The organism is Pseudogemmobacter faecipullorum, assembly GCF_020539525.1.
Lineage (GTDB): Bacteria > Pseudomonadota > Alphaproteobacteria > Rhodobacterales > Rhodobacteraceae > Pseudogemmobacter > Pseudogemmobacter faecipullorum.
Map to the genome: position 1 here is coordinate 1 of NZ_JACDXX010000010.1, position 23439 is coordinate 23439.

Annotated in this window: 23 protein-coding genes and 2 riboswitches; of the genes, 5 read left to right on the plus strand and 18 right to left on the minus strand. The window is 65.5% G+C overall.

Annotated elements, in window-relative coordinates:
* Positions 1-763 precede the first annotated feature (763 nt).
* A complete protein-coding gene (locus tag H0485_RS11735) occupies positions 764-2065 on the plus strand; it encodes an enoyl ACP reductase FabMG family protein (protein ID WP_226935764.1) in 1302 nt (433 codons plus the stop codon).
* Between the two features lie 168 nt (positions 2066-2233).
* On the opposite strand, the gene H0485_RS11740 is transcribed toward H0485_RS11735, so the two are convergent.
* The 5 genes from H0485_RS11740 to H0485_RS11760 are packed head-to-tail and all read right to left on the minus strand — an operon-like array spanning position 2234 to position 6246.
* Complete coding sequence (locus H0485_RS11740; RefSeq protein WP_226935766.1) at positions 2234-2998, minus strand: class I SAM-dependent methyltransferase; 765 nt, start codon at positions 2996-2998, stop codon at positions 2234-2236.
* Entirely contained in the window at positions 2995-3423 is a 429-nt protein-coding gene (locus H0485_RS11745) for a pseudoazurin (protein WP_226935768.1), read from the minus strand. Before H0485_RS11745 ends, H0485_RS11740 begins: the two co-directional genes overlap by 4 nt.
* Positions 3423-4190 carry an ABC transporter ATP-binding protein gene (locus tag H0485_RS11750; protein WP_226935770.1) on the minus strand — a complete coding sequence of 256 codons (768 nt, stop codon included), beginning with the start codon at positions 4188-4190 and terminating at the stop codon, positions 3423-3425. Before H0485_RS11750 ends, H0485_RS11745 begins: the two co-directional genes overlap by 1 nt.
* Positions 4187-5227, minus strand: coding sequence for a FecCD family ABC transporter permease (locus H0485_RS11755; RefSeq protein WP_226935772.1), 1041 nt, complete (start codon positions 5225-5227; stop codon positions 4187-4189). Before H0485_RS11755 ends, H0485_RS11750 begins: the two co-directional genes overlap by 4 nt.
* On the minus strand, positions 5224-6246 hold the full coding sequence (locus H0485_RS11760) for an ABC transporter substrate-binding protein (protein ID WP_226935774.1): 1023 nt from the start codon (positions 6244-6246) through the stop codon (positions 5224-5226). Before H0485_RS11760 ends, H0485_RS11755 begins: the two co-directional genes overlap by 4 nt.
* 170 nt (positions 6247-6416) lie before the next feature.
* Positions 6417-6627: riboswitch (cobalamin riboswitch) on the minus strand.
* 78 nt (positions 6628-6705) lie between these two features.
* Between H0485_RS11760 and cobF the strand changes: the two genes are divergently transcribed.
* Positions 6706-7443: a precorrin-6A synthase (deacetylating) gene (gene cobF / locus H0485_RS11765; RefSeq protein WP_226935776.1), complete on the plus strand. Its 738-nt coding sequence runs from the start codon at positions 6706-6708 to the stop codon at positions 7441-7443.
* On the opposite strand, the gene cobA is transcribed toward cobF, so the two are convergent.
* The 5 genes from cobA to cbiT are packed head-to-tail and all read right to left on the minus strand — an operon-like array spanning position 7440 to position 11809.
* A complete protein-coding gene (gene cobA / locus H0485_RS11770; RefSeq protein WP_226935778.1) occupies positions 7440-8180 on the minus strand; it encodes a uroporphyrinogen-III C-methyltransferase in 741 nt (246 codons plus the stop codon). The two genes, cobF and cobA, sit on opposite strands and share 4 nt — an antisense overlap.
* Positions 8177-9487 carry a cobyrinic acid a,c-diamide synthase CobB gene (locus H0485_RS11775; protein ID WP_226935780.1) on the minus strand — a complete coding sequence of 437 codons (1311 nt, stop codon included), beginning with the start codon at positions 9485-9487 and terminating at the stop codon, positions 8177-8179. The genes cobA and H0485_RS11775 overlap by 4 nt, the downstream gene beginning before the upstream one ends.
* A complete protein-coding gene (cobM, locus tag H0485_RS11780; protein WP_226935782.1) occupies positions 9484-10257 on the minus strand; it encodes a precorrin-4 C(11)-methyltransferase in 774 nt (257 codons plus the stop codon). The genes H0485_RS11775 and cobM overlap by 4 nt, the downstream gene beginning before the upstream one ends.
* The gene (locus H0485_RS11785; RefSeq protein WP_226935784.1) at positions 10254-10652 is read right to left on the minus strand and encodes a cobalamin biosynthesis protein; all 399 of its coding nucleotides are present in this window, start codon (positions 10650-10652) and stop codon (positions 10254-10256) included. The genes cobM and H0485_RS11785 overlap by 4 nt, the downstream gene beginning before the upstream one ends.
* Positions 10634-11809 carry a precorrin-6Y C5,15-methyltransferase (decarboxylating) subunit CbiT gene (cbiT, locus tag H0485_RS11790; RefSeq protein ID WP_226935786.1) on the minus strand — a complete coding sequence of 392 codons (1176 nt, stop codon included), beginning with the start codon at positions 11807-11809 and terminating at the stop codon, positions 10634-10636. Before cbiT ends, H0485_RS11785 begins: the two co-directional genes overlap by 19 nt.
* Between cbiT and H0485_RS11795 the strand changes: the two genes are divergently transcribed.
* Complete coding sequence (locus tag H0485_RS11795) at positions 11808-12548, plus strand: cobalt-precorrin-6A reductase (protein WP_226935787.1); 741 nt, start codon at positions 11808-11810, stop codon at positions 12546-12548. The genes cbiT and H0485_RS11795 overlap by 2 nt on opposite strands.
* Here H0485_RS11795 and cobJ read toward each other — a convergent pair.
* The 7 genes from cobJ to H0485_RS11830 are packed head-to-tail and all read right to left on the minus strand — an operon-like array spanning position 12527 to position 20253.
* Positions 12527-13261, minus strand: coding sequence for a precorrin-3B C(17)-methyltransferase (cobJ, locus tag H0485_RS11800; RefSeq protein ID WP_226935789.1), 735 nt, complete (start codon positions 13259-13261; stop codon positions 12527-12529). The two genes, H0485_RS11795 and cobJ, sit on opposite strands and share 22 nt — an antisense overlap.
* Complete coding sequence (gene cobI / locus H0485_RS11805; RefSeq protein ID WP_226935791.1) at positions 13258-14004, minus strand: precorrin-2 C(20)-methyltransferase; 747 nt, start codon at positions 14002-14004, stop codon at positions 13258-13260. The genes cobJ and cobI overlap by 4 nt, the downstream gene beginning before the upstream one ends.
* Positions 13979-14608 (minus strand): precorrin-8X methylmutase, encoded by a 630-nt coding sequence (locus tag H0485_RS11810; RefSeq protein ID WP_226935793.1) that lies wholly within the window; start codon positions 14606-14608, stop codon positions 13979-13981. Before H0485_RS11810 ends, cobI begins: the two co-directional genes overlap by 26 nt.
* Positions 14592-15710: a ferredoxin-like domain-containing protein gene (locus tag H0485_RS11815; RefSeq protein ID WP_226935796.1), complete on the minus strand. Its 1119-nt coding sequence runs from the start codon at positions 15708-15710 to the stop codon at positions 14592-14594. The genes H0485_RS11810 and H0485_RS11815 overlap by 17 nt, the downstream gene beginning before the upstream one ends.
* Positions 15707-18886 (minus strand): cobaltochelatase subunit CobN, encoded by a 3180-nt coding sequence (gene cobN / locus H0485_RS11820; RefSeq protein WP_226935798.1) that lies wholly within the window; start codon positions 18884-18886, stop codon positions 15707-15709. The genes H0485_RS11815 and cobN overlap by 4 nt, the downstream gene beginning before the upstream one ends.
* On the minus strand, positions 18886-19902 hold the full coding sequence (cobW, locus tag H0485_RS11825) for a cobalamin biosynthesis protein CobW (protein WP_226935800.1): 1017 nt from the start codon (positions 19900-19902) through the stop codon (positions 18886-18888). Before cobW ends, cobN begins: the two co-directional genes overlap by 1 nt.
* The gene (locus H0485_RS11830; protein ID WP_226935802.1) at positions 19903-20253 is read right to left on the minus strand and encodes a DUF1636 family protein; all 351 of its coding nucleotides are present in this window, start codon (positions 20251-20253) and stop codon (positions 19903-19905) included.
* A gap of 119 nt (positions 20254-20372) precedes the next feature.
* Positions 20373-20580: riboswitch (cobalamin riboswitch) on the minus strand.
* Positions 20581-20615: 35 nt separating this feature from the next.
* Between H0485_RS11830 and cobO the strand changes: the two genes are divergently transcribed.
* Both cobO and H0485_RS11840 read left to right on the plus strand, forming a co-directional pair.
* Positions 20616-21242: a cob(I)yrinic acid a,c-diamide adenosyltransferase gene (gene cobO, locus H0485_RS11835; RefSeq protein WP_226935804.1), complete on the plus strand. Its 627-nt coding sequence runs from the start codon at positions 20616-20618 to the stop codon at positions 21240-21242.
* Complete coding sequence (locus H0485_RS11840) at positions 21242-22702, plus strand: cobyric acid synthase (RefSeq protein WP_226935805.1); 1461 nt, start codon at positions 21242-21244, stop codon at positions 22700-22702. The genes cobO and H0485_RS11840 overlap by 1 nt, the downstream gene beginning before the upstream one ends.
* A gap of 99 nt (positions 22703-22801) precedes the next feature.
* Here the strand turns inward: H0485_RS11840 and H0485_RS11845 are convergent, their stop codons facing one another.
* Entirely contained in the window at positions 22802-23416 is a 615-nt protein-coding gene (locus H0485_RS11845) for a class I SAM-dependent methyltransferase (RefSeq protein ID WP_226935806.1), read from the minus strand.
* Between the last annotated feature and the right edge of the window lie 23 nt (positions 23417-23439).

Here is a 23439-nt window from a genome sequence, read left to right on the forward strand (position 1 = left end):
TCATCGTCCGCCTGTCCGAAAACAGACTTCCTAGAGAGCCGATATGCTGCGTGTTAGACGCCGATTGCGCCCAAACCGCCCACATATCCCTTCATTTCCATCAATGTCAAAGAGCAGAGACAAAAAAATACAAACCCGCCAGTACTCTGGCTGATCCGCAACCTTGTCAGAATGTCGTTCCGGCAGCTTCCACCGCCTCCCTCAACCTCCCGCCGACGTTTCCGTCTGCGTTCCGTTTCGGTGAGCCGGTATCTAGGACCCAATCACAGAACCTGCAAGCACATAAATGTAAAAAAATGGCCACAGCCCAAACCAGACCAGCAAAATAAGGGAAATAAACGTGCGAAGGGCCCCGGGCGTCTCGGGATGACCCGCAGCTTATCCACAGCCTCCGGCGCTAAATGGGGATAAGATCAGCACAATCAGCGCGCTGCGATTCTTAAGCCCCCCGAATCCATCCCCTGGAAGACCACGCCGATTCTCCGAGGCGCCACACCCGGTCATAACCCTCGCGCGCGCAAGCTATATAATGCGGAGAAAACACATGAACCAGTGATGCAGGTCTCTGCTGTAATCCCGCCCGCTTTTCCTGTAGGGCTGGGGCGATGATGAGAGACAGTTTCAGCGCTGAAGCCAGGATGCGGGCCGATCTTTTCGCCCCCTCCCCGCCTGCCGTGGGTTTTGCCCCTGGCCGGAGCGGGGATCCCGGGCCTGAGGCCTCGGACTGCTCTCCCCTCCCTGTGAGCTCAGACGAAGGCGAACCATGAACGCAGCATCCGATCCCGGCACCCTCTTCAAAAAAGATGATGTGCTTGTCCTCTTTGGTGAACTCTTTGGCCGGGGCTATGCTTCGGGCGTGGTTGAGGCGGCAAAACGCGCCGGCATGCAGCTGATCGGTGTGACCGTCGGCCGCCGCGATAAGAACAACCAGCTGCGCGCCCTGACCGCAGAAGAACTGGCGACGGCCGAGGCCGGTCTCGGCGGCAAGATCATCAATGTGCCGATGATGGCCGGGTGTGATCTCGACGCGCCGGAAGGCCAGCCGACCCCGACCGATCTGCTGAATGAAATGACCATCGACACCTGGCAGGAGCACAAGCTCGACTGGGATTATATCGCGCAATGCCGCGAGATCGGCACCGCCCGCTTCAAGGCCGCCGTGACCGAGGCCATGACGCAGATCGATGCGCTGATCCCCGCGGGCAAGAATGTCATCTTCCTGCATACGATGGCGGGCGGCATTCCCAAGGCCAAAGTCTTCCTCGTGCTGGCCAACCGCATCTATAAGGGCCGCGGCGCAAGGCATATGAAATCGCAGGATCTGCTCGACAGCGATCTGGGCAAGTTCATCTTGCAGAATTTCGACGAGGTTTCCGCCAATACCTTTGATCACCTGCTGCAGGCCAGCGCTCCGATCCGCAGCCGGATTGAGGCCGCAGGCGGCGAGGTGCGCTATGGCGCCTATGGCTATCACGGCACCAAAGTACTGATCGATGGCGAATACCGCTGGCAGACCTATACCAATTATACCCAGGGCTATGCCAAGATGCGCCTGGAAGATTTCGCCAAGGCCGCATGGGCCGGGGGCGTGAAGGCCACTGTCTTCAACTGCCCGGAGATTCGCACCAATTCCTCGGATGTTTTCGCCGGGATCGAACTGTCGCTGCTGCCGCTGCTGAGCGCGCTGCAGCGCGAGGGGGCGGGCAGCTTCACCGATGCGATCTGGGCGCAGTCGGCGGCGCTGCTGAAAGAGGGCATTTCAGTTCAGGATATGCTCGACCGCGTCTCGGCCTATCAGGCCAGCGAAGCGATGCAGCCCTATTACGATTTCGCCGCCTGGCCAAAGCCGAACAGCGCCGATCAGGTCGAGCAGACCGTCGGCACTTCGCAGGATGTTTTGCAAATGCACCGGGACCCGAAAGCGCTGATCAGCGATCTGCTCAGCCAGCATGTGGTTTCGGCCACCGGCGCGCTGATCTTTGACAAGCTGGCCGCCCCGACGGCTCCGGTCGAATGGCTGAACCATGACGTGGTTGCGCGCCAGCTGGCCGAAGACAAGGCCTGATCTGCCCTGGCAGCAAGGCCCCGGTAAAACGGGCGGGTGCCAGGCGCGCCCGCCCGTTTTCTGTTCTGCTTCCCCCCCGGATCAGATCCGGGCGCGCGCTGGGGGTTCAAAACTCCTACCGGCACAATAGCAGGCGCCCTCCCCGGACAACGCCCGGAGGGCAAAGCGTCACGGTTTGCGCGCCGTCAGGATAAAGCGCTGGTAGACCCGGGTTCTGAGCCGGTTGCGCAGCCCGGTGACCCGGCGCTGCGCCCGGGCAATCGGCTCATGATCATGGCAGCGGATATCGGTAAAACCGGCGCTGTGCAAAAGCGGCGCGAGCTTTTCAAAGGTCAGCCCTGCGCCGAAGGGCAGCTTCTGCATGATCGCGGCATGGCGGCCGGAAAGCGCGCCATCGTAATCAGGATCGGGCGCGAGCCGGTCCCACCAGGACAGCAGCCGCGCCGCCAGACGACCAGAAGGGCGTGGCCCGGACCAGTCACCGTCATAGACCAGCAAAATCCCCCCGGGCCGCAGGATCCGCATCCAGTCGGCGAAAGCCTGCTCGGGCCGGGTCAGGGTCCAGACCAGATGGCGACAGACCACCGCATCATACTGCCCGGCAGGCTCCATCGTCGCCTGGGCATCGGCTTCAAGAAAGCGCAGCCCTGGCCTGCCTGCATGTTTGCGCCGCGCCCGCGCCAGCATAGCGGCGGAAAAATCCAGAGCGGTGAGCTGATACCCGAGATCCAGCAGCAATTGCGTTACCTCGCCGGTGCCACAGGCCAGTTCCAGAACCTTTGCCGGGGCTGCGGGCAGATGGCGGCGCATCGGCTCGGCCCAGGCCGCAGCCTCAGCCCCGGGCTGGATACGATGGCCAAAAGCCAGATCGAAGCTCTCGGAGCGCTTTGACCAATAGTCGCGGATCTCTTCGGTCAGATCGTGATTTCTCATGGGGCGATATCGGCCAGGATCGCCTCAAACCGCTCACGCGCGCGGGCGGGCAGGCTTTCGGGCAGCGCGGTCTCCCCGACCTCGCCGACATGGATCAGCATCACCATCCCCATAGCATAATGCGGCGAGCATCTGATGCCATAGGCACCTGGCAGGGTGAATGTCACGGTGAAATCCTCGTTAATCCCCGATCTGAAGGGCGTGGCGCCTTCTGGCAGCATGTCCTCAATCGTTGCCGCATTATGGCTGGGCTGGGTCGGGATGAAGCGCACGGAATCCCCCGGCGCGATGGCGAGGAAAGAGGGCTCATAGATCATCGGGCCGTTTTCCGAGCGGTTGTACATGCCCACCTCATGCACTTCGGCCAGAGCAAAACCCGGCACCAGCGCCAGGGCAATTGCAGCAAGACAGGGGTTCAGCATCATCAGCTCTCCAGGGCAAGAAATCGAAATTGTCCGGCCGCATCGGCCGGGTCGGTCAGACGGCGCGCGCCGACACGAAACACCCCGGCCAGCCTTGGCAGGGTCAGCACCTTTTCGGGGGGGCCGCAGGCGACCAGCCTGCCCCCCTCCATCACCGCCAGCTGGTCACAGCCCATCGCCTGGTTCAGATCATGCAGAGCAATGACCACCGTCACCGGCAGATCTGAGATCAGCCGCAGCAGGGCCAGCTGGTGGTGAATATCAAGATGATTTGTCGGCTCATCGAGCAGCAGGATCTGCGGCTGCTGCGCCAGGGCACGGGCCAGCTGCACCCTTTGCTGCTCGCCGCCCGAAAGGCTGCGCCAGCTCTGAGCGGCCAGATGCTCCACCCCCATCCGGGCCAGAGCCTGATCGCAGATCAGCCGGTCGCTGGCACTGAAGGGCGCAAGCGGCGAAAGCCAGGGTGTGCGGCCCAGCTCAACCACGTCGCACACTTTCAGCGCCTCGCTGGTCTCTGACTGCTGCTCGACAAAGGCGATCTGCCGCGCCACATCCCGGCGGCTCATCCGGGCCATGGCCTGATCCCCCAGCTGCACCGCGCCCCGGGCTTTGGGCTGCAATCCGGCCAGCAGCCGCAGCAGGGTGGATTTCCCCGAGCCATTCGGCCCGATCAGGCCAAGGGTGGTATTGCTCGCCACGCTCAGGCTGACATCGGCAAGGATATTACGCCCGCGGATGGTAAGCCCGAGATTTTGGGCCGAAAGTCTCATCTCTGTCCCCTTCCCCGGATCAGGATCAGCGCAAATCCGGGCGCGCCGACCAGTGCCGTGACCACACCAATCGGCACCACCTGGCCCGGGATCAGCAGCCGTGAGGCGACATCGGCGGCGATCATGAAGACCGCTCCGATCAGGGCCGAGGCCGGCAGAAGCCGCGCATGGCGCGGACCGGCCAGAAAGCGCGCCGCATGCGGGATCACCAGGCCCACAAAGCCGATCGCCCCCACCAGGCTGACCATGCATGCCGTCATCAGCGTCACCGCCGCGATCAGGGTCAGCTGCACGCGGCGCACCGCCACCCCGAGCGAGGCCGCGGTGCCAGTGCCAAAGGTAAAGGCATCAAGTGCCCGAATATGCCACAGACAGGCGATCAGCCCGGCAACCGCCACCGGAACCGCAAGGGTCACATCCGGCCAGCGCACGCCGGAGAGATTGCCCATCAGCCAGAACATAATGCCCCGCGCCTGTTCCGCATTGGCCGATTTCGCAATGAAGAATGAGGTCAGGGCATTAAAAAGCTGCGATCCGGCAATACCGGCAAGCACCATCTGCGCCGGTCCGCCCCCGGCGGCGCGCGCCAGCAGCGCCACCAGAGTAAAGGCCAGGGCCGCGCCCAGGAAGGCCCCGCCCGAAATACCAATCGCCCCTGCCCCAAGGCCCAGAATGGTCACCGCAACCGCACCGGCCGAAGCCCCTGCCGACACGCCCAGCAGATAGGGATCGGCAAGGGAATTGCGCACCAGCGACTGCAGCACCACCCCGGAAAGCGCCAGCGCCGCACCGCAAGAGGCCGCCACAAGCGTGCGCGGCACGCGATAGGACCAGATGATGCCCTGATCTATCGCATCCACCGGCCAGCCTGCCTGCCAGAGATGATTTGCCAGCGCCGCAAAGACCGTCCTGGCCGGGAGCGGCGTCTCGCCGAGACTGATCCCGGCGATGAGCGCGATCATGAGCAGCCCTGCCCCGAGGGACAGGCGACGCAAAAGGCCCAGCGTCTGTTCCGCCAGAGACAGGGAGCCGCTCATTTCAGATCAAGATCCGCGAGGGCCGCTGCAAGCGCCTCAAGCGCGGCAATATTGCGGATCAAAGGATCCATCGCATGTGCATCTATGATGACGATATTGCCGTTTCTGACCGCTTTCATCTGGCTGGCAACCGGGTCACTTTGCAGAAATGCGAGCTTTTTGAGATGATCATCCGCCTCAAACCGGCGCCGGTCCATCCGGGCAATGACGATCACATCAGGATCGGCGCGGGCAATCGTCTCCCAGGAGACAACCGGCCATTCCTCGGCGCTTTCAACCACATTGCGCAGCCCCAGCGAGGCCATCATCCAGGCCGGAGCGCCGCCATTTCCGGCCACATAGGGGTCGATATCCATCTCGGCTGAAGAGAACCAGAACACGGCCGAAGTGCCGTCCAGCTGCAGAGCTTCCGCCTGCGCCACCGCCGCGGCCTCGCGCTCCCTGAGGGCGGCAACCAGCGCCTGGCCCCGGTCGGTCACGTCAAAAATCCGGGCCAGCTCGGTAATGCCCTGATAGATCCCTGCCATATCATAGGGCTGAAGGCGCGTGCCGTCCGAGCCCGCGCTGTTATCCTTGCCGATACAATCTGAGGGCAGGATATAGGTCGGGATCTGCAGATCCGCGAATTGCTCGCGGGTGGCGATAATGCCCTGGGGGCCGATATGCCATTCATATTGCGCCGTCACGAGGCCGGGGCGCTTAGCAACGATGCTTTCAAACGAGGCATCATTATCGGCCAGCCGCTCAATCCCGGCATTCAGCCCGGCGAATTCCGGCAGCACTTCGGTAAACCAGACCGAGGTGCCGGTGACCTTCTCTCCCAGACCAAGGCTGTAGAGGATCTCGGTGCTCGCCTGGCCGGCGCTCACAACCGATTCCGGCGCGGCCAGGAAGGTCTGGGTCACACCACAATTCTCAAGGATCAGCGGATAATCCGTCTGCGCCAGAACCGGGGCGGCGGGCCAGAGCGCGATCAGGGCCGCGCCGGCGGAAAAGTAAAACTTCAGTCTGGGCTGCATCTGTGAGGTCCTTTGCGCAGGAGCAAGGGACCGGTCTCAGGGCTGCGAATTCGGCTGGGCGGCATACAGAACAACGCCGCAGCCCCAGGCTGCGGATCGTCAGATGCACTCCATTTCGGAACAGTCGGTCCGGCCACATATCTCGCCTCCCCGGACTTCCCCGCCCGGGTCAAGTTACAAATGTGCCGGCAGGTCTCCTGACTGACGGGTCACAGGTTCTGGCGCTGCCTTCCCATGGGTAAAACCCACAGTGGCCTGTCGCGCCCGTTCCTCGCCGCCTACAGTTGCGGGGGCAGTTCCGGTTCACCTTTCGCCTGATCAGGCTCGGGGTGACGGATTCCCTTTGAATTCCTCTCGGAAACCGACACCCGATCTTTGTCTGATCGCGCGGGCGAGAGCAATAGCTATAGCTCCGCCTTTCACACCGCAGTAAGAAAGCCGCCAGAGAAGGAGCCGGATATGCAGATCAGCCTGATTGGGATCGGTTCGGGGGATCCGCAGCAGCTGACCGGCGAGGCCGTCGCGGCCCTTAGCGCCGCAGATTACATCCTGATGCCGGTCAAATCGGGCGAGCGCAGGGAATTGTCGCACCTGCGTGAGATCATCTGCGCGCGTTTTGCGCCCGGGGCGCGGATCCTTGCTTTTGATATGCCCGAGCGCGATCCGCTGATCGCGGATTACCGCGCCAGGGTTGAGGCCTGGCATGATGAGATCAACCGGCGCTGGCTGGCGGCCCTCGATCAGGTGCCGGAAGGCGCCGGGGTGGCCTGTCTGGTCTGGGGCGATCCGGCGCTTTACGACAGCACTTTGCGCATTGCCGGGCGGGCCCGGCAGAGCAGGGCTTTCAGCCTGCGGGTGCTGCCCGGGATCATGTCGCTGCAAAGCCTGACGGCCGCGCATCGCATCACGCTCAATGAGCTGACCGAGCCCTTCCTGGTCACCACCGGCCGCCATCTGCGCGAGCAGGGCTGGCCCGCGGGAATCAGCACCCTGGTGGTGATGCTCGATGGTGAGAATTCCTTCATGAGCCTGCCCGCCGAGGGCGTCACCATCTGGTGGGGGGCCTATCTTGGCATGGAGGGCGAGCTGCTCGACCACGGCGCGCTGGCGCTGGCCGGGCCGCGCATCCTGCAAAGCCGCGCCCAGGCCCGGGCGGCCCGGGGCTGGATCATGGATATCTATATTCTGCGCCGCTAAGCCTGCCGTTCGGCCAGGGCGCCATAAAGGATCAGCGTCGGAGCCTCGCTTTTCGGACAGTCCCGCAGCCTTGCGGCCAGGCTCTGCACCGTCTCAAAGTACAGCCGCTGCTGAGGCGTCGCAACACCTTCGGCCAGCAGGGCCGGACAATCCCCGGCCAGCCCGGCGCGGAGCAGCATGGCGGCAAACTGCGCAAAGGTACCGCGCGCCATATAGACCGCTGTAACCGCCCCGGGATCGGCCAGGGCCTGCCAGTTCAGCTGCCCGGGCAATGCGCCGGTAACATCATGGCCGGTGACAAACTGCAGCCGGCGTGCCTTAAGCCGCCGGGTCAGCGGTATCCCTGCCGCCGCTGCCGCCGCCGAAGGCGCGCTCACCCCGGGCACGATCTCATAGCCGATCCCTGCCGCCGCCAGCGCGGTGATTTCCTCTTCCAGGCGGCCAAAAATCCCGGCATCGCCGGATTTCAGCCGGACAACCTTGGCGCCGGTCAGGGCGTGTTCCACCAACAACCGGCTGACATGATCCTGGCGCGGCGAGGCGCGCCCGGCGCGTTTCCCGACCGAGACCAGATCCGCTCCCGGCGCTGCCAGATCCAGTAATGGCCCGGCACTGAGATCATCATAAAGCACCACCTCCGCCGCTTCGAGACGACGCAGCGCGCGCAGCGTCAGCAGTTCCGGATCACCAGGGCCCGAGGAGACGAAGCTGACGAAAGGGGTAAGCTCACTGTTCATGACGCCTCGGCAATCAGATGGAAAAACGTGCCGCTGACCAGCCCACGGCAAGAGCCGGTCTCGGCAACCAGTGCCCCTTCTGCATCCCGGACCCGCGCCAGCGGCGCGTCGGGCTGGGCAAGGATGGTCGAGTAGTGAAACTCATGGCCGCGCAGCGACTGGCCCGGCGCATAGCCCGGCATGGCTTGCAGCAGTTCGGCCTTCCGGTAGCCCAGATGCATGCGCCGGGTCTGATAGCTGGTCTCAAGCCCCAGAAGCCCGGTCATCGCATGGCGCTGGCCCGAAGCATCGGTCAGCCCCGCGCCAAGCACCATATAGCCCCCACATTCACCATGCACCCGCCGCGTTCGGGCAAAGTGCTGCAGGCTGGAGCGGAACTGTGCGGCAGCAGCAAGTCTGCCGGCATGCAGCTCAGGGTAGCCCCCTGGCAGCCAGCACAGATCGGCCTCCGGCACCCTCTGATCTGCCAGCGGCGAGAAGGGCAGGATTTCGGCCCCGGCCGCGCGCCAGGCGCTGAGCTGATGCGGATAAAGGAATGAGAAAGCCTCATCGCGGGCAATCGCGATACGCTGTGCCGGTGGCGCTGGCATCCGGGGCGCGGCCAGAGGCCTGCCGCCGCGCGCTGCTGCAAGCAAAGCGGCGAGATCGACATTTTCGCCCAGGAAGGCCGCATAGAGACGGATCGCCGCTTCCAGATCGGGATGTTCCACCGCCTGAACCAGGCCCAGATGCCGTTCCGGCAGGGTCAGATCGCCACGCCGGGGCAGCGCGCCAAACACCGTGATCCCCGCCTCTTCCAGCGCGAGGCGGCACAGCCGCTCATGGCGGGGCGAGGCGACGCGGTTCAGGATCACCCCGGCCAGGGAAATATCCGGGCGATAGGAGGCAAGCCCCAGCGCCAGCGCGGCCACGGTCTGGGCATGGCCCGAAACATCCAGCACCATGACAACCGGCCAGCCGGTCAGTGCCGCAATATCGGCGCTGGCCCCGGTGCCGCAAGCGCCTTGGCTGGCCACGCCGTCAAACAGCCCCATCGAACCCTCGGCCAGGGCAAGAGCTGCTGGCGGCTGCAGCTGCGCCGCCAGCAGCTCCGGCGTCATCGCCCAGCTGTCGAGATTGCACGAGGCCGAACCGCTCGCGGCCAGGTGAAACGCCGGATCAATGTAATCGGGGCCGCATTTATAGGGCCGGATCTGCAGCCCGGCCCCGGCAAAACAGCGCAAGAGCCCCAGCATCACCGTGGTCTTGCCCGCCCCCGAACGCGGGGCCGAGATCACAAGACCCGGACTGGTCTTGCCCGGGATCATGGCTTGACCGCCCCGACCCGGCCCGCCCGGAACCGGCGGTCATAATCCCGGGCATAGAGGCGGCTATCCTCAAATTCCCCGGCACCCAGCCCGGGGCCAACAAAGATCAGCGCGGTGCGCTCCATCTCTGCCGGGACCAGCCCGGCAATCTCAGAAAGCGGCGCGCGCAGGATCTGCTCGCCCGGCCAGCTGGCCTGCCAGACCACGGCCGCAGGGCAATCTGCGCCATAAAACGGGGTCAGCTCTGCAACCAGATCCTCAATACGGTGCACCGAGAGATGCAAAGCGAGCGTCGCGCCGGTGGCGGCAAAACCGGCAAGAGTTTCACGCTCCGGCATTTTCGACGCCCTGCCGCCCATCCTGGTCAGCACCAGGCTCTGCGCCACGCCGGGCAGGGTCAGCTCCTGGCCAAGGCTGGCCGCCGCTGCGGCAAAAGCCGGAACCCCCGGGGTCACATCATAGGGGATCTGCAAGGCCCGCAGACGCCGCAACTGCTCGCCCATTGCCGACCAGATCGACAGATCCCCCGATTGCAGCCGCGCAATATCATGCCCCGCCGCATGGGCCTCGGCGATGGCGGCGATGATCTGATCCAGATCCATCGATGCGGTGTTGATAATCTTTGCGCCCGGCGGGCAATGCGCCAGCAGCGCCTCGGGGATCAGCGATCCGGCATAGAGGCAAACCGGGCTGGCGGCGATCAGATCGCGGCCGCGCAAAGTGATCAGATCGGCCGCCCCCGGCCCTGCGCCGATGAAGTGAACTGTCATGCCATAGCTTCCTGTCTGTCTTTCGGATGGTGCGGGACGGCCAGGGCCGCGGTGATATGTCCCTCGGGCGACAGCCGGCGCGTGATGGCAAGCTCGGCCCCGGGGCCGCAGGCACAAAGCGCGCAGGCCTCGGCCAGGCAGCCGGTGCCATAGAGGGCAAGGATCCGGTCACTCTGACTGGGCGTCACAACCCCTTTCAGCTGCACCGGATGCAGCGCGATCAGCGCATGGCCAGCCCGCCAGAGCCAGTCGGCCACCCGGTGGCTGGCGCGAAAGGCCGGCAGAGCAATCGCGGTTCCGGGCGGGATCTGCATAGCCGCAAGCAAAGCCTGTGCTTCTTCCGGGCTCGCCCTGAAATTCAGTCCGATGCCAAGGATCACAGCTGCACCCTCCACTGCGTCACCGGATAGGCGGCCTTCCAGGCATGACGCTGACCCAGCGTCGTGACCTCGGAAAGCCCGATCCGCAACAGATCGCCGCCAAAGCGCAGGCGGGCCGCGATCAGCAGGGCTTCGGTCTCCAGCGTCACCCCATGCGCCACCAGCCGGGTGCCAGGCGCCAGGATCGCGGTCAGGCGCTCCAGCAGGGCCTGATCTAGCCCCCCGCCGATAAAGACCGCGGCCGGCGGCTCCATCTGGCCGATCAGCGCCGCGCTTTTGCCCTCAATCAGCCGGTAATGCACACAGCCGAGCGCGGCAGCATTGCGCCGCGCCCGCGCCGCGCGAAGCGGGTCCTGCTCGACCGCAATCACCCGGTTGCGGCCCTCGGCCAGCAGCCATTCGATGCCGACCGATCCCGAACCCGCCCCCAGATCCCAGAGCAGCTCGCCGCCCCGGGGCGCGAGGGCTGACAGGGCCAGCGCCCGGATCGGGCGCCGCGTAATCTGTCCGTCATGCTCGAATATCTCATCGGGCCGGCCCGCCGCGTGGCTCAGCACCGGCCCCTCGCCCACCTCCAGCGCACAGCTGACCAGATCAGCGGTCACCGGCAGCGGATCGGCGGCCCGGAACAGACGGATCTGCTGCTCAGCCCCGCCCAGCCGTTCCATGACATGCAAAAGCGTATCGCCAAAGCCGAGGCCGGTCAGCCAGGCCGCCAACGCGGCCGGGGCCTGGCCATCACGCAGCGTGACAATCAGCCTTGCCCCGGGGGAAAGCGCGGGTCTGAGCCGGGCAAAGGGCGCGGCATGCAGGCCAAGGGCCGTCACCTCCTCAAGCCGCCAGCCAAGCGCCGCCGCCGCCAAAGACAGCACCGAAGGCGCGGGCCAGGCCCGCCATTCGCCCTGGGGCAGCTGATCGGCAATGGCCCCGCCCGCGCCATGCCAGAACGGATCGCCGGAAACCAGCGCCGCCACCTTTCTGCCGCGCAGCGCCAGCAAAGGCGCAATCGAAAACGGCACCGGCCAGGGGCGCTTATCCGCATGGGTCAGTTGCGCCAGAAGCCGGGGGCTGCCAAAAACCACCTCGGCCCGGGAGAGGGCAACCAGGCTTGCTTCCGCCAGACCCGGCAGTCCATCTTCGCCCAGCCCGACAACAGAGAGCCATTCAGCCATGAAGCCTGTCCTTTTGCTTGGCGGCACCACCGAGGCCAGTGCCCTGGCCCGGGAGCTTGCAGAGCATGGCATTGCCGCGATTTTTTCCTATGCGGGCCGGGTTGAGAGCCCGAAACCCCAGCCACTGCCCACCCGCACCGGCGGCTTTGGCGGCGCAGAGGGGCTGGCGGACTGGCTGCAGGCCGAGGGCATCAGCGCGGTGATTGACGCGACCCATCCTTTCGCCGCCCGGATGAGCCAGAATGCGGCCCGGGCCTGTGCCGGGCTGAATCTGCCGCTCTGCCGGCTGGAACGCGCGCCCTGGCGGCCCGGTCCGGGCGATCTGTGGCATCAGGTGCCGGATCTGAGCGCCGCACATGCCCTGCTGCAGGGACCGCCGCGCCGGGTGTTTCTGGCCATTGGCCGCCAGCATATCGGGCAGTTTCGCGACCTGCCGCAGCATCACTACCTGCTGCGGCTGATTGATCCGCCCGATGAGCAGCCACTGCCACAAGCGGAAATGGTGATTTCGCGCGGCCCCTTCAGCGTTGCAGAGGATCTGGCTTTGCTGCGCGCGCATCGTACCGGGATTATCCTGTGCAAGAATGCCGGGGGCAGCGGTGCCAGCGCCAAGCTCGAGGCGGCCCGGCAGCTGCAGGTGCCGGTGATCATGATCGCGCGGCCAGAGCTGCCCGAGGCCCTGGTGTTTCACCAGCCCGATCAGGTGATTGCCTGGCTTCATACCCGCCTCGGCGTATAGAGCCAGCGCCCGGCTTCGCGCGTCCGGGAGGAGCCGAGAATGACCAGGCTGCGCATATCTGCCATCTCCGGCCTGGCATCTTTCAGCGCCACAACGCGCAGCTGCTGCTGCGGGGTTGAGACCGCACGGGCGAAGAGGATCAGCCGCTCGGGTCCGGCCAGATCCTGCATCAGCGCCAGCGCCTCGGCGAACTGATGCGGACGCGCAAGCGAGCGCGGATTGTAGAATGCAGTCACGAAATCAGCCTCAATGGCGAGGGCGATCCGGCGCCGGATCAGCTCAAAGGGTTTGAGGTTGTCGGACAGGTTGATCGCGCAGAAATCATGGCCGAGCGGTGCCCCGGCCGCCGCCGCCGCCGCGAACATCGCGCTGATCCCCGGCAGCACCCGGATATCAAGGTCAAGCCAGGCGCGCGGCCCCTGCTCAGCCGCCTCAAAGACCGCAGCAGCCATCGCGAAGACGCCCGGATCGCCGGAGGAGACCACCACCACCTGCGCCCCCTCGCTCGCCAGCTGCAAAGCATGACGGGCGCGCTCAGTCTCGACGCGATTGTCACTCGGATGCAGACGCAGCCCCTCACGCGGTGCGATCCGCGCCACATAGGGGATATAGCCGATCACATCACTGGCCTGTTCCAGCGCCGCCCGGACCTCAGGCGTTACCATAGCTTCCGCCCCCGGCCCGAGGCCGGCGATCACCAGAGAACCGCTCATGGCCGGCGCCCCTCTCCATGCAACAACAGGATCGAGAAATAGGGCACCGGGCCGCTGACCTCGGTCAGGCGGCGGATCCGCTGCCCCGGCATGGTGCCATATTCAACCAGCCAGGCCTGCTCGAGCCGCCCCGCCAGGATCAGTGCCTGGCGCAGCTTTTCAAGATTGCGCCCGATCTTCATCACTGCCACCGCATCGCTTGTACGCAACCGCCCGGCGAGTTCTTCCTGCGGCAGGGTGGCGGGAAGAACAGTCAGGATATCATCGCCCCATGTCACCGGGCGCTGCAGCGCCCCCCAGCAGCCGACCATACCGGGGATACCCGGCACCACCTCAACCCGCTCGGCGGGCAGGCGGATCATCAGATGCATGAACGAGCCATAAAACAGCGGATCCCCCTCGCAGAGCACCAGCACATCGCCTTCTTGCGCCGCCGCCAGCAGCCGGTTGCTCTCGGTGGCATAAAAGGCCGAAAGCGCCTGGTTATAGCGCGGATCCGCCACCGGAATTTCGGTGGTGACGGGATATTCCATCGCAATTTCAGTGGCGCGCGGCGACAGGATGCCCTCGACCATGCTGCGGGCCTGGCCTCTGGAGCCAGCCTTGCGGAAATAGGCGACCCGCTGCGCTCCACGCAGCAGCCGGTCGGCACGGACCGACATCAGATCGGGATCTCCCGGCCCGAGGCCGATACAGATAATTTTGCCGCTCACGCTGTTATTCCTTTCGTGAGGCCAGCGCATTCACCGCCGCCACCGTGATGGCCGAGCCACCCAGCCTGCCCTCGGTGATGCACCAGGGCAGCGGATCATCTGCGGCCAGCGCCGCTTTGGATTCCGCCGCGCCGATAAAACCTACCGGGCAGCCAATGATCGCGGCCGGGCGCGGAAAATCAGGCTCCTGCAGCCGGTTCAGCAGATGAAACAGCGCGGTCGGTGCATTGCCGATCGCCACCACTGCGCCCTCAAGATGCGGACGCCACAGCTCGATTGCCGCCGCCGAACGGGTATTGCCCAGCCTGGCGGCCAGATCGGCCACGCCGGGATCATTCAGGGTGCAGATCACCTGATTGCCGGCCGGCAGACGCGCGCGGGTGATGCCCTCGGACACCATCCGCGCATCACAAAGGATCGGCGCACCATCCTCCAGCGCCCGGCGCGCCGTGACGGCGAAACCGGGCGAGAAGCGGATATGGCGGGCCAGCCCGACCTCGCCGCAGGCATGGATCATCCGCACCGCCACGACCTCTTCCTCGGGCGAAAAGCGCCGCAGATCGGCCTCGGCCCGGATCGTGGCAAAAGAGGCAAGATAGATCGCTGCCCCGTCTTTTTCATAGCTGTGCCGCATAGGGGCCTCGTATAAGTTCAGTGATTTCATCGGCTTCCAACCCCTGCCTGCGCGCAGGATCCGAGGCTTTTGCATTCTCAATCAGATCAAAGCAGCCCTCTCGCCCGGTCAGGGTCAGTGCGGCAGGGCCCGGATGGGCGCAGCCCCTGGCACAGCCCGAGATATGGATCTGCGCCCCTTCTTTGGGCAGCAAGGGCGCAAGCGCGCGCGCGAGGTCGCGCGTGGCCACACTCGCCGCGCTGCAGCCAGGCGCGCCGGTACAGGCGCTGATCCTCAGCACCGGGCTGGCGGGATCGCACAGCCAGTCAGCCGTGACCTCTTTCGGCAGGCCCTCGGGCAGAACCGCGCGCCAGGGGGTCAGGCGCAAGCCAGTGTCCAGCCCGGCCAGAGCGGCAGCCGTGCTCGCCCCGAAAGCCGCGAAGAGGAAAGGCTCGCGGCGCAGGAACACGGCAGGGGGCACCGGATCCGGCTTTGCAATCTCCTGGCGCAGCGGCGGCAGCTGGCCCCGGGCGACCAGATCGCGCATCCGCCTGGCGCCGCTCTGACGCGAAAACCAGTCCGCGATCTGCAAAGCCCGGCGGGCGGCGGTTTGCGGTTTGACCGCCTCGCCCCTTTCCATCCCATCCGCGCGCAGGATCAGCCCCTCGGGGCTTTGCTCAAGGCGCAGATCTGCCGATGCGTCCTGCAGGGCCGAAAACGGGCCGGTATCAATGGCAAAGCCGAATTTTGCCGGCAGATCCGGCCCGCGCCGCAGCCCTGTTTCAAGCGCCGACAGCAGATCAGAGCCCAGAGCACCCTCTGCCTCAAAGGGGGTGAGGATGATATTGCGCCGCGCCTCTGCCGCCTGATCCCCATCGAGCAGATCTGCCTCGGCCAGCGCCGCCTGCAGCTCTGGCAGGCGGGCCTCTCTCACCCCGCGCAGCTGCAGATTTGCCCGCGATCCCAGATCGATCTGGCCATTGCCATATTCAGAGGCCAGGTCCGCGATCAGCGCAACCTGGCTTTGCGACAGCCGCCCGCCATGCGGCCTGATCCGCAGCAGCAGGCCATCGCCCGCAGGCATGGGGCGCAGCGCGCCCGGGCACCAGCCGCGCCGGGTCATTGCAGCGCCTCATCGGCCCGGGCATTGCGCCGCTCAGGGCCGAGATAGCGTGCAAACACCGCCTCCATCGCCTGCAAAGCGCCTGGATTGGTCTCGGCGAGGAAGCTGCGCACCTCAGCACGCCCCAGCGTCGCGGCGTGACAGAGATCGAACAGACTGTCCGGCACCGCCCCCGCCCATTCGGCAAAAGCCGCCATATGCTCCAGCGTGGCCGCGATCTCGGCCGCGCCGCGAAAGCCATGCCGCATCATCGCGGCAATCCAGACCGGATTGCTGGCCCGGCCCCGCACGATCCGGGCAATATCCTCGCGCAAAAGCCGCGCCCGGGGCCGCTCGGGCCGGGTGTTATCGAGAATATAAAGCGGGACATTCCCGCCCCGGGCTGCGGCAAAGCCTGCCGCATGGGCGGCGTAATCCATCGCCAGCAAAATGTCTGATTCCGGCAGATCCTGGGTCAGGACAAAGCCATCACTGGCGGCAAGGCGCGCGGCCAGCGCCAGGGGATCCCCCCCGGCAGTCCCGGTCCAGGCCGAATGCGCCAGCCAGGCCTGCCCCGCCTCTGCGGCCGTCATCTCATCCAGGATACCGGTGCCATACCGGCCGGGAGCGGGCGAGAAGACCCGCGCGCCGCCACTGGCCGGATAGGGGTTCATATCCACCAGCTCATCGCGCGCTGCCAGGGCGGCGGCACCGGCCTCGAACAGGGTCACAAGCTCGGGGAAAGTATCGCGAAACAGCCCCGAGATCCGCAGCGTCACGTCAATCCGTGGCCGGTCCAGCAAGGCCAGAGGTGTCACCTCAAAGCCTGAAACCCGGCCGCTGGCACTGTCCCAGACCGGCGCGAGCCCGGCCAGGTGCAGCGCCATGGCATAATCCTCGCCCGCCGTGCGCATCGTCGCCGAACCCCAGAGATTAAGCACCAGCGCGCGCGGATAATCACCGTGATCCTGCAGATGGCGGCGCAGCACTTCCCCGGCCAGCCGGACCCCCTGGGCCCAGGCGGTCTGCGAGGGCACGGCGCGCGGATCAAGGCCATAGAGATTGCGCCCGGTCGGCAGCACATCGCTGCGCCCGCGCCAGGGCGAGCCCGAGGGGCCGGGGGCGATAAACCGGCCCGACAGGGCGAGGACAACCGATTGCCGCTCTGCCGCCAGCGAGGCGGGATCGCCGCGCAAGGTGCCGCTCTCATCCGGCCAGCCCCGGCCCCAGATATGCAGACCCTCGGCAAACTGACTTTCCTTCAGATCGCACAGAAAGCGGTCGATGGCGGTAATGGCCTCGGCGGGCGAGGCATCCGGGCCCAGATTGAGCTCATCCTCCAGCCCCTGGGCCCTGGCCTCGGTCCGGATCACTCCGGCCAGCCGCTCGCGCCGCGCCGGGTCCAGCCCCTCCGCCACCGAGAATTCATCAAGCAGCCCCTCCAGCCGCACCAGTCCTTCGGGCAAGGCCGCCGCCGCGAGCGGGGGCGGCAGATGGCCCAGCGTCAGCGCGCCAAGCCGCCTGCGGGCCTGGGCCGCCTCGCCGGGATCGCTGACGATAAAGGGATAAATCACCGGCAGGCCGGCGGTCAGCGCCTCGGGCCAGCATTCTGCAGACAGGGCCGCCGCCTTGCCCGGCAGCCATTCCAGCGTGCCATGCGCCCCGATATGGATGATGGCATCCACCGCCGCGCCCTGGCGCAGCCAGAGATAAAACGCGATATAATCGCGCGAGGGGGCGAGGCTCAGATCATGATACTCAGCCTCGCGGGCTTCGGGCTGGCCTCGTTCGGGCTGCAGGGCGATCAGCAGATTTCCCTGCCAGAATGCCTGAAACTGACAGGGGCCGGGGGCCGGGGCGGGACCGGGCTGCAAACCGCCTGGCAGGCTGGCCAGCGCCCGTTCAAAACCAGATCCGGGCCATGTAAGCCGGCTCGCCTGCAAAGAGGCCAGCAGCTCTTCCGGGGTAATCTCTTCGCCCAGCCCGGCCGCGATTGCCGCCGCCGAAGCAATGGCATCCAGCCCGACCGCATGGGCCAGGCGCCATTCCTTGCCGGGATAGTTCGACAGCACCAGCGCGACGCGCGCCCCTGCCCCCTTTGCCGCCAGCGCGAGCCAGGCCATCACCCGTCTGACCAGCGCCGCGATCCGCTCTGCATCGGGGCGGTGGCGCCGCAGGCGAAACTGCAGCTGCGGATCGGTTTCGGCCTCTTCCTTGAACGAGATCACGCCGCCGGAAATCCGGCCATCCATCTCGGGCAGGGCCACATGCATCGCCAGATCCGCCGCCGAAAGCCCGGCCTCCGCCTCCGCCCAGGCGGCGCGCGTCGAGCTGGCATGCAGGGCCTGAAACACCGGCACCCCGGCCAGATCGAGCACCGAACCACCGCTCTCGCGCCCCGAGAAGGCCGTGGTATTCACAATCGCCGCCGGGCGCAGCGCGGGCAGAATATCCCGCAGCCAGGCCGCAGCCTGATCATTTTTCAACCCCGGCAGAAAGGCCCCGACCGCCTGAAAGCCCTGGGCCTCAAAGGCGCGGATCAGCGCGCCGATCGCCGCCGTATCGGCAGCCACCGCCCAGGAACGGTAAAACGGGATCAGGATCAGCGCTTTGCTCTCATCGCGGGTGAAGCAGCTGAGCTGCCCCTGATCCGGATGCCAGAACCCGTGATTATCCAGCCGCTTCAGCCCCTGCACCGGCCCGGCATAAAGCCCGGCAGCCAGCGCCAGCTGCGCCAGTGCTGCCTGGGCTGCGATCTCGCCGCCCGCCTCACACAGCGCTGTCAGGCGGCGCAAAGTGGCGAGGGGCAGGGTAGAAAGCCCGTCAAGCTGCGGATCTTCTGCGCCATCCCCCGGCAGGACCGCAAGGGCGATCCCCCGCTCTCTCGCCAGCCGGCTGACCTGTTCAGCCCCATAGGACCAGTAGGATTTTCCGCCGATCATCCGGATCAGAATGCCCCGGGCGCCGCTGAGCGTCTGCGCCAGATAGGTATCGACCGAAACCGGATGGCGCAGCCGCGCGAGGTTCAGCAGACGCAGCGAGGGCAGCGCCTGCCGCCCCCGCTGCCATCCGGCCACGAAAGCGCCGAGGTCACTGTCGGAAAAGCTGAGCACCACCAGATCTGCCGGGCTCTGCCCGGGATCCTCCGGCACCGCCGTCTCTTCAAGACCATGACTTTCGCGAAACAGGACATGCATCAGGCAAGCGCCGCCCGGATCGCCTCAGGATTGATGTGGTCATGCTCTGCAATCACCACCAGACGCCCCTGGCGCGGCTGCGCCCCCCAGGGGCGGTCATACTGATGGCGCACCCGCGCGCCCACCGCCTGGATCAGCAGCCGCATAGGCCGGCCTGTTACCGCCACATGGCCTTTCACCCGCAGGATATTCTGGCTTTCTGCCAGCTGTTTAACCTTTGCAGCAAAGGCTTCGGCTTCCTGTTGCTCGGGCAGATCGATGACGATCGTGTCAAAATCATCATGATCATGATCCTCATGGCCATCATGATGCGAGGGCCGCGCCCCGAGACTGTCTTCAGCGGCAGCATTCAGCCCCAGCACCAGGCGGGCATCAATCACCCCTTCGGTAAGCGCGAGCATGGGCAAAGCGCGCGGGGCCGCGGCCAGGATGATCTCGCGGGCCCGGGCCAGGCCCGGCGCTCCGGCCAGATCGGCCTTTGACAGCAGTACCATATCGGCGCAGGCGATCTGATCCTCAAACACTTCAGACAGCGGCGTCTCGTGATCGGCCTCGCCGGTCTCGCCCGGCCGGGCCGGATCAGGGGCAAAACGGCCCGCCGCCACCGCTTCGGCATCGGCCAGCGCAATCACCCCGTCAATGGTGATGCGCGAGCGCAGATCCGGCCAGTCAAAGGCCTTGAGCAGGGGTTTCGGCAGCGCCAGACCTGAGGTCTCAATCACGATATGGTCAGGCTTCGGATCGAGGGCGAGCAGGCGCTCAATCGAGGGGATGAACTCATCCGCGACGGTGCAGCAGATGCAGCCATTGGTCAGCTCAACGATGCTGGCCTCCGGGCAGTTGCTGTCAGCGCAGGCGCGGATCAGATCGCCATCCACCCCGACATCGCCAAATTCATTGACCAGAACCGCCAGCCGCCGCCCCTCGGGATTTTGCAGCAGATGCCGGATCAGCGTGGTTTTGCCTGCACCGAGAAAGCCGGTGATGACGGTAACAGGGGTTTTTTCCAGTGACATTCAGTCCTCCAGCGGCGGGATACGGGCGATGGTGTTTTTGCGGATCACCTCCGGGCGCTCGCGCCAGGGCACGATCCCATCCGCGCTGGCCTGATAGGCCCTGGCAAAAGCGATCACCTCTTCCAGATCATGATCGGGATCGAGACCGCCCTGGACATAGGTCCAGCGCCCCGGCCCGCGTAAAGTCACCACGCAGCTGTTGCTGCAGGCCGAAAAGCATTCCTGAATATCATGGGCGACGCCGCGTTGCGTCAGCGCTGCCGAAAGCCTTGCGCCATCGCGCAGCTCATCCGGCAGCCATCCCTCGCGGCGACAGGTGGTACAGACCACCAGTCTTTCCTGTCCGGCCATATGCCCTCCCGGCATGCCAGGATGCGGAAATGAGGAAGCGGGACAGACTGCACGGAACAAGAGAGGCCCGCGCATGGCTGACCTGCGGCTCCTCCCGACCGCATCGATCCGCGCTGCGATAATCGCAACGCACGCTGGCAGGTCTCCCGGCTTGCGGATCCCGGGGTTTCCCCCTGCGGTCTTTCGCCCTTCCCGGGATTTCTCCCAGTGGCTTTCGAAAGACCTCTCCGGTCACGGTCGCGGGGGCGGCTGCGCTTCACCGGAACTCCGGCTATCGCATTCCCTCTTCGCCTGCCCTAAGCAGGAACCAACGATGGTTCAGCAGAGCCATGTTCCTGCCCGCATTGTCAAGGGAGCACACCATGGCTGACCCCGTTTCTATGGAAGCTGAAGCCGCCCGCCACGCTGCCAAAAAGGCAAAGATCAAAGCCGCGCGCGATAAAATCATGGCCGAGAAGACCGGCGAAAAAGGTCTGATCCTGGTGCTGACCGGGCCGGGTAAGGGCAAATCCTCATCGGGCTTTGGCATGGTGATGCGGGCGATCTCGCATCAGATGCCGGTCGCGGTGGTGCAGTTCATCAAAGGCGCCATGGCCACGGGCGAGCGGGATTTTCTGATCCGGCATTTCCCCGATCTGTGCCAGTTTTATACGATGGGAGAAGGCTTTACCTGGGAGACCCAGGATCTTGCCCGCGATAAAGCCGCCGCTGCCGCCGCCTGGGAAAAGGCCAAATCATTGATCCGTGACAGCAATAACCGGCTGGTGCTGCTCGATGAAATCAATATCGCACTGCGCTATGATTATCTCGATATTGCCGAAGTGGTGGCGTTTTTGCGCGATGAAAAGCCAGCGATGACCCATGTGCTGCTCACCGGACGCAATGCGAAGCCCGAACTGATCGAATCGGCCGATCTGGTGACCGAAATGACGGCGCTGAAACATCCGTTCCGCGCCGGGATCAAAGCCCAGCCAGGGATTGAATTCTGATGCCGGGGCTGATGATCCAGGGCACCGGCTCGAATGTCGGCAAATCGCTGCTGGTCGCCGGGCTGTGCCGGGTCTTCCGGCAGCGCGGGCTGAGCGTCGCGCCATTCAAGCCGCAGAATATGTCGAATAATGCCGCGGTCACTGCCGATGGCGGCGAGATCGGCCGGGCTCAGGCGCTGCAGGCCTGGGCTGCCGGGCTTGAGCCGCATTCGGATATGAACCCGGTGCTGCTGAAGCCCGAAAGTGATCGCGGCGCCCAGGTGATCGTGCAGGGCAGACGCCTGACCTCCACCCGGGCCCGTGATTATGCGGCGCTGAAGCCCCGGCTGATGGAAGCGGTCCTCGAGAGCTATCGCCGTCTCGAGGCAAAGGCTGATCTGGTGATGGTTGAAGGCGCCGGCAGCCCGGCCGAAATCAATCTGCGCGCCAATGATATTGCCAATATGGGCTTTGCCCGGGCGGCAGGCCTGCCGGTGGTGCTGGTGGGCGATATTGATCGCGGTGGGGTCATCGCCCAGATTGTCGGCAGCCAGGCGGTGATGGATCCGGCCGATAATGCGCTGATCCGGGGCTTTATCGTCAACCGCTTCCGCGGTGATCCCGCCCTGTTCGAGGATGGCTACCGCTATATCGCCGAACGCACCGCCTGGCCCGGCTTTGGCCTGGTGCCCTGGTTTACCGGCGCAGGTGCGCTGCCTGCCGAAGATGCCCTGGATCTGACGCCTTCCGGATCCGGGCCGGTGAAAATTGCCTGCCTCGCTTTCTCACGGATCGCCAATTTTGACGATCTCGATCCGCTGAAAATGGACCCTTCGGTGCGGCTCGAGATGGTCTGGCCCGGCAGGCCGATCCCCGGCGATGCCGCCCTGGTCATTCTGCCGGGCAGCAAATCGACCCGCGCTGATCTGGCCTTTCTGCGCCAGCAGGGCTGGGATATTGATCTCGAGGCACATCACCGCCGCGGCGGGCGTATTCTCGGGATCTGCGGCGGCTATCAGATGCTGGGCGAGGTTATTGCCGATCCGCTTGGCCTTGAGGGCGATCCCGGCGAGACCCGGGGCCTGGGCTACCTGCGGCTGCAGACCGTGATGTCGGCCGAAAAGACCCTCGCCCCGGTGACTGCCCGCCATGCCCGCACCGGGTTTGAGGTCAGCGGCTATGAGATCCATCTGGGCCGCAGCGAAGGGGCCGACACCGCCCGGCCCTTTGCTATGATCGCAGATCGCCCCGAGGGCGCCGTCTCGGCCGACGGGCTGGTCGAGGGCAGCTATCTGCACGGCCTCTTTACCGCCGATGCTTTCCGCGCCGCCTGGCTACAGGGGCTCGGGGCGCAGCCGCTGACCTTTTCCTATGCGAAAAAGGTCGATCAGACCCTCGATGATCTGGCCGCCCATCTTGAAGCGCATCTGCAGATTGACGCGCTGCTGGAGCTGGCCCGCCAGACCTCCCGCCCGGGCTGATATCCCTGCCCCGGTGCGGGCAGCGGCCCGGTGGCTAAGACGAGGCAGCGGCCGAGGATACGACTCAGGCCGCCGTCGATGCCCGGCAGAGTTGAGGTTTCAGCCCGGCCCGGCCTCGGCTGGCAGCGGGCTGATGAAGACATCATAGCGCGTTGATTTACCAAGGATCTGGTGCGAGGGCTTGCGGATGCCCTCGATATACGCGCCCTTCAGCGGCCATTTCAGCACCACACGTTTGCGCGCGCTGGCCAGCGCCACCCGCATCAGCTCGGGGGAATCGTCATCGCTGCCGACAATCTCCCGCACCTGGCGCAATGGCAGTTTCACAAGGGCCGAGCCTTTGCGCGCCGGATGCATCGGATCGACATAGATCACTTCCGGCGCCAGCTGCGGCAGCAGATCTTTCGCATCACCGCAGAGAAGCGTCATCCGATCTGCGATCCCGGCATATTCCCCACCCGCCTGGCGGCATTGCTCCAGACCCTCGGCCAGCATCAGCTGCATCTCTTCCGAGCGCTCGATCAGGGTGACCCGCGCCCCGAGCGAGGCCATGATGAAAGCATCCCGGCCGAGGCCCGCAGTCGCATCCACGACATGCAGCTCTTCTTTGCCCCGGATCCCGATGGCGCGGCCAATGGTCTGCTGGCGGCCCCCGCCATATTTCAGACGATGCGCCATCGCGCCGCTCAGATAATCAACGCGTAGGCTGCTCATGGCCTTGTCCTTTCACGAGAGCT

Bases quoted from the DNA above. Each gene is read 5' to 3' on its own strand.
- H0485_RS11745 (WP_226935768.1), bottom strand. From the start codon at position 3,423: ATGATGCTGAACCCCTGTCTTGCTGCAATTGCCCTGGCGCTGGTGCCG.
- H0485_RS11830 (WP_226935802.1), bottom strand. From the start codon at position 20,253: ATGGCCGGACAGGAAAGACTGGTGGTCTGTACCACCTGTCGCCGCGAG.
- H0485_RS11760 (WP_226935774.1), bottom strand. From the start codon at position 6,246: ATGCAGCCCAGACTGAAGTTTTACTTTTCCGCCGGCGCGGCCCTGATC.
- cobA (WP_226935778.1), bottom strand. From the start codon at position 8,180: ATGAACAGTGAGCTTACCCCTTTCGTCAGCTTCGTCTCCTCGGGCCCT.
- H0485_RS11815 (WP_226935796.1), bottom strand. From the start codon at position 15,710: ATGACCCGGCGCGGCTGGTGCCCGGGCGCGCTGCGCCCCATGCCTGCG.
- H0485_RS11845 (WP_226935806.1), bottom strand. From the start codon at position 23,416: ATGAGCAGCCTACGCGTTGATTATCTGAGCGGCGCGATGGCGCATCGT.
- H0485_RS11755 (WP_226935772.1), bottom strand. From the start codon at position 5,227: ATGAGCGGCTCCCTGTCTCTGGCGGAACAGACGCTGGGCCTTTTGCGT.
- cobI (WP_226935791.1), bottom strand. From the start codon at position 14,004: ATGCGCTGGCCTCACGAAAGGAATAACAGCGTGAGCGGCAAAATTATC.
- cobO (WP_226935804.1), top strand. From the start codon at position 20,616: ATGGCTGACCCCGTTTCTATGGAAGCTGAAGCCGCCCGCCACGCTGCC.
- H0485_RS11775 (WP_226935780.1), bottom strand. From the start codon at position 9,487: ATGATCCCGGGCAAGACCAGTCCGGGTCTTGTGATCTCGGCCCCGCGT.
- cobM (WP_226935782.1), bottom strand. From the start codon at position 10,257: ATGACAGTTCACTTCATCGGCGCAGGGCCGGGGGCGGCCGATCTGATC.
- H0485_RS11795 (WP_226935787.1), top strand. From the start codon at position 11,808: ATGAAGCCTGTCCTTTTGCTTGGCGGCACCACCGAGGCCAGTGCCCTG.
- H0485_RS11750 (WP_226935770.1), bottom strand. From the start codon at position 4,190: ATGAGACTTTCGGCCCAAAATCTCGGGCTTACCATCCGCGGGCGTAAT.
- H0485_RS11740 (WP_226935766.1), bottom strand. From the start codon at position 2,998: ATGAGAAATCACGATCTGACCGAAGAGATCCGCGACTATTGGTCAAAG.
- cobF (WP_226935776.1), top strand. From the start codon at position 6,706: ATGCAGATCAGCCTGATTGGGATCGGTTCGGGGGATCCGCAGCAGCTG.
- cobN (WP_226935798.1), bottom strand. From the start codon at position 18,886: ATGCATGTCCTGTTTCGCGAAAGTCATGGTCTTGAAGAGACGGCGGTG.
- cobW (WP_226935800.1), bottom strand. From the start codon at position 19,902: ATGTCACTGGAAAAAACCCCTGTTACCGTCATCACCGGCTTTCTCGGT.
- cbiT (WP_226935786.1), bottom strand. From the start codon at position 11,809: ATGGCTGAATGGCTCTCTGTTGTCGGGCTGGGCGAAGATGGACTGCCG.
- cobJ (WP_226935789.1), bottom strand. From the start codon at position 13,261: ATGAGCGGTTCTCTGGTGATCGCCGGCCTCGGGCCGGGGGCGGAAGCT.
- H0485_RS11840 (WP_226935805.1), top strand. From the start codon at position 21,242: ATGCCGGGGCTGATGATCCAGGGCACCGGCTCGAATGTCGGCAAATCG.
- H0485_RS11810 (WP_226935793.1), bottom strand. From the start codon at position 14,608: ATGCGGCACAGCTATGAAAAAGACGGGGCAGCGATCTATCTTGCCTCT.
- H0485_RS11735 (WP_226935764.1), top strand. From the start codon at position 764: ATGAACGCAGCATCCGATCCCGGCACCCTCTTCAAAAAAGATGATGTG.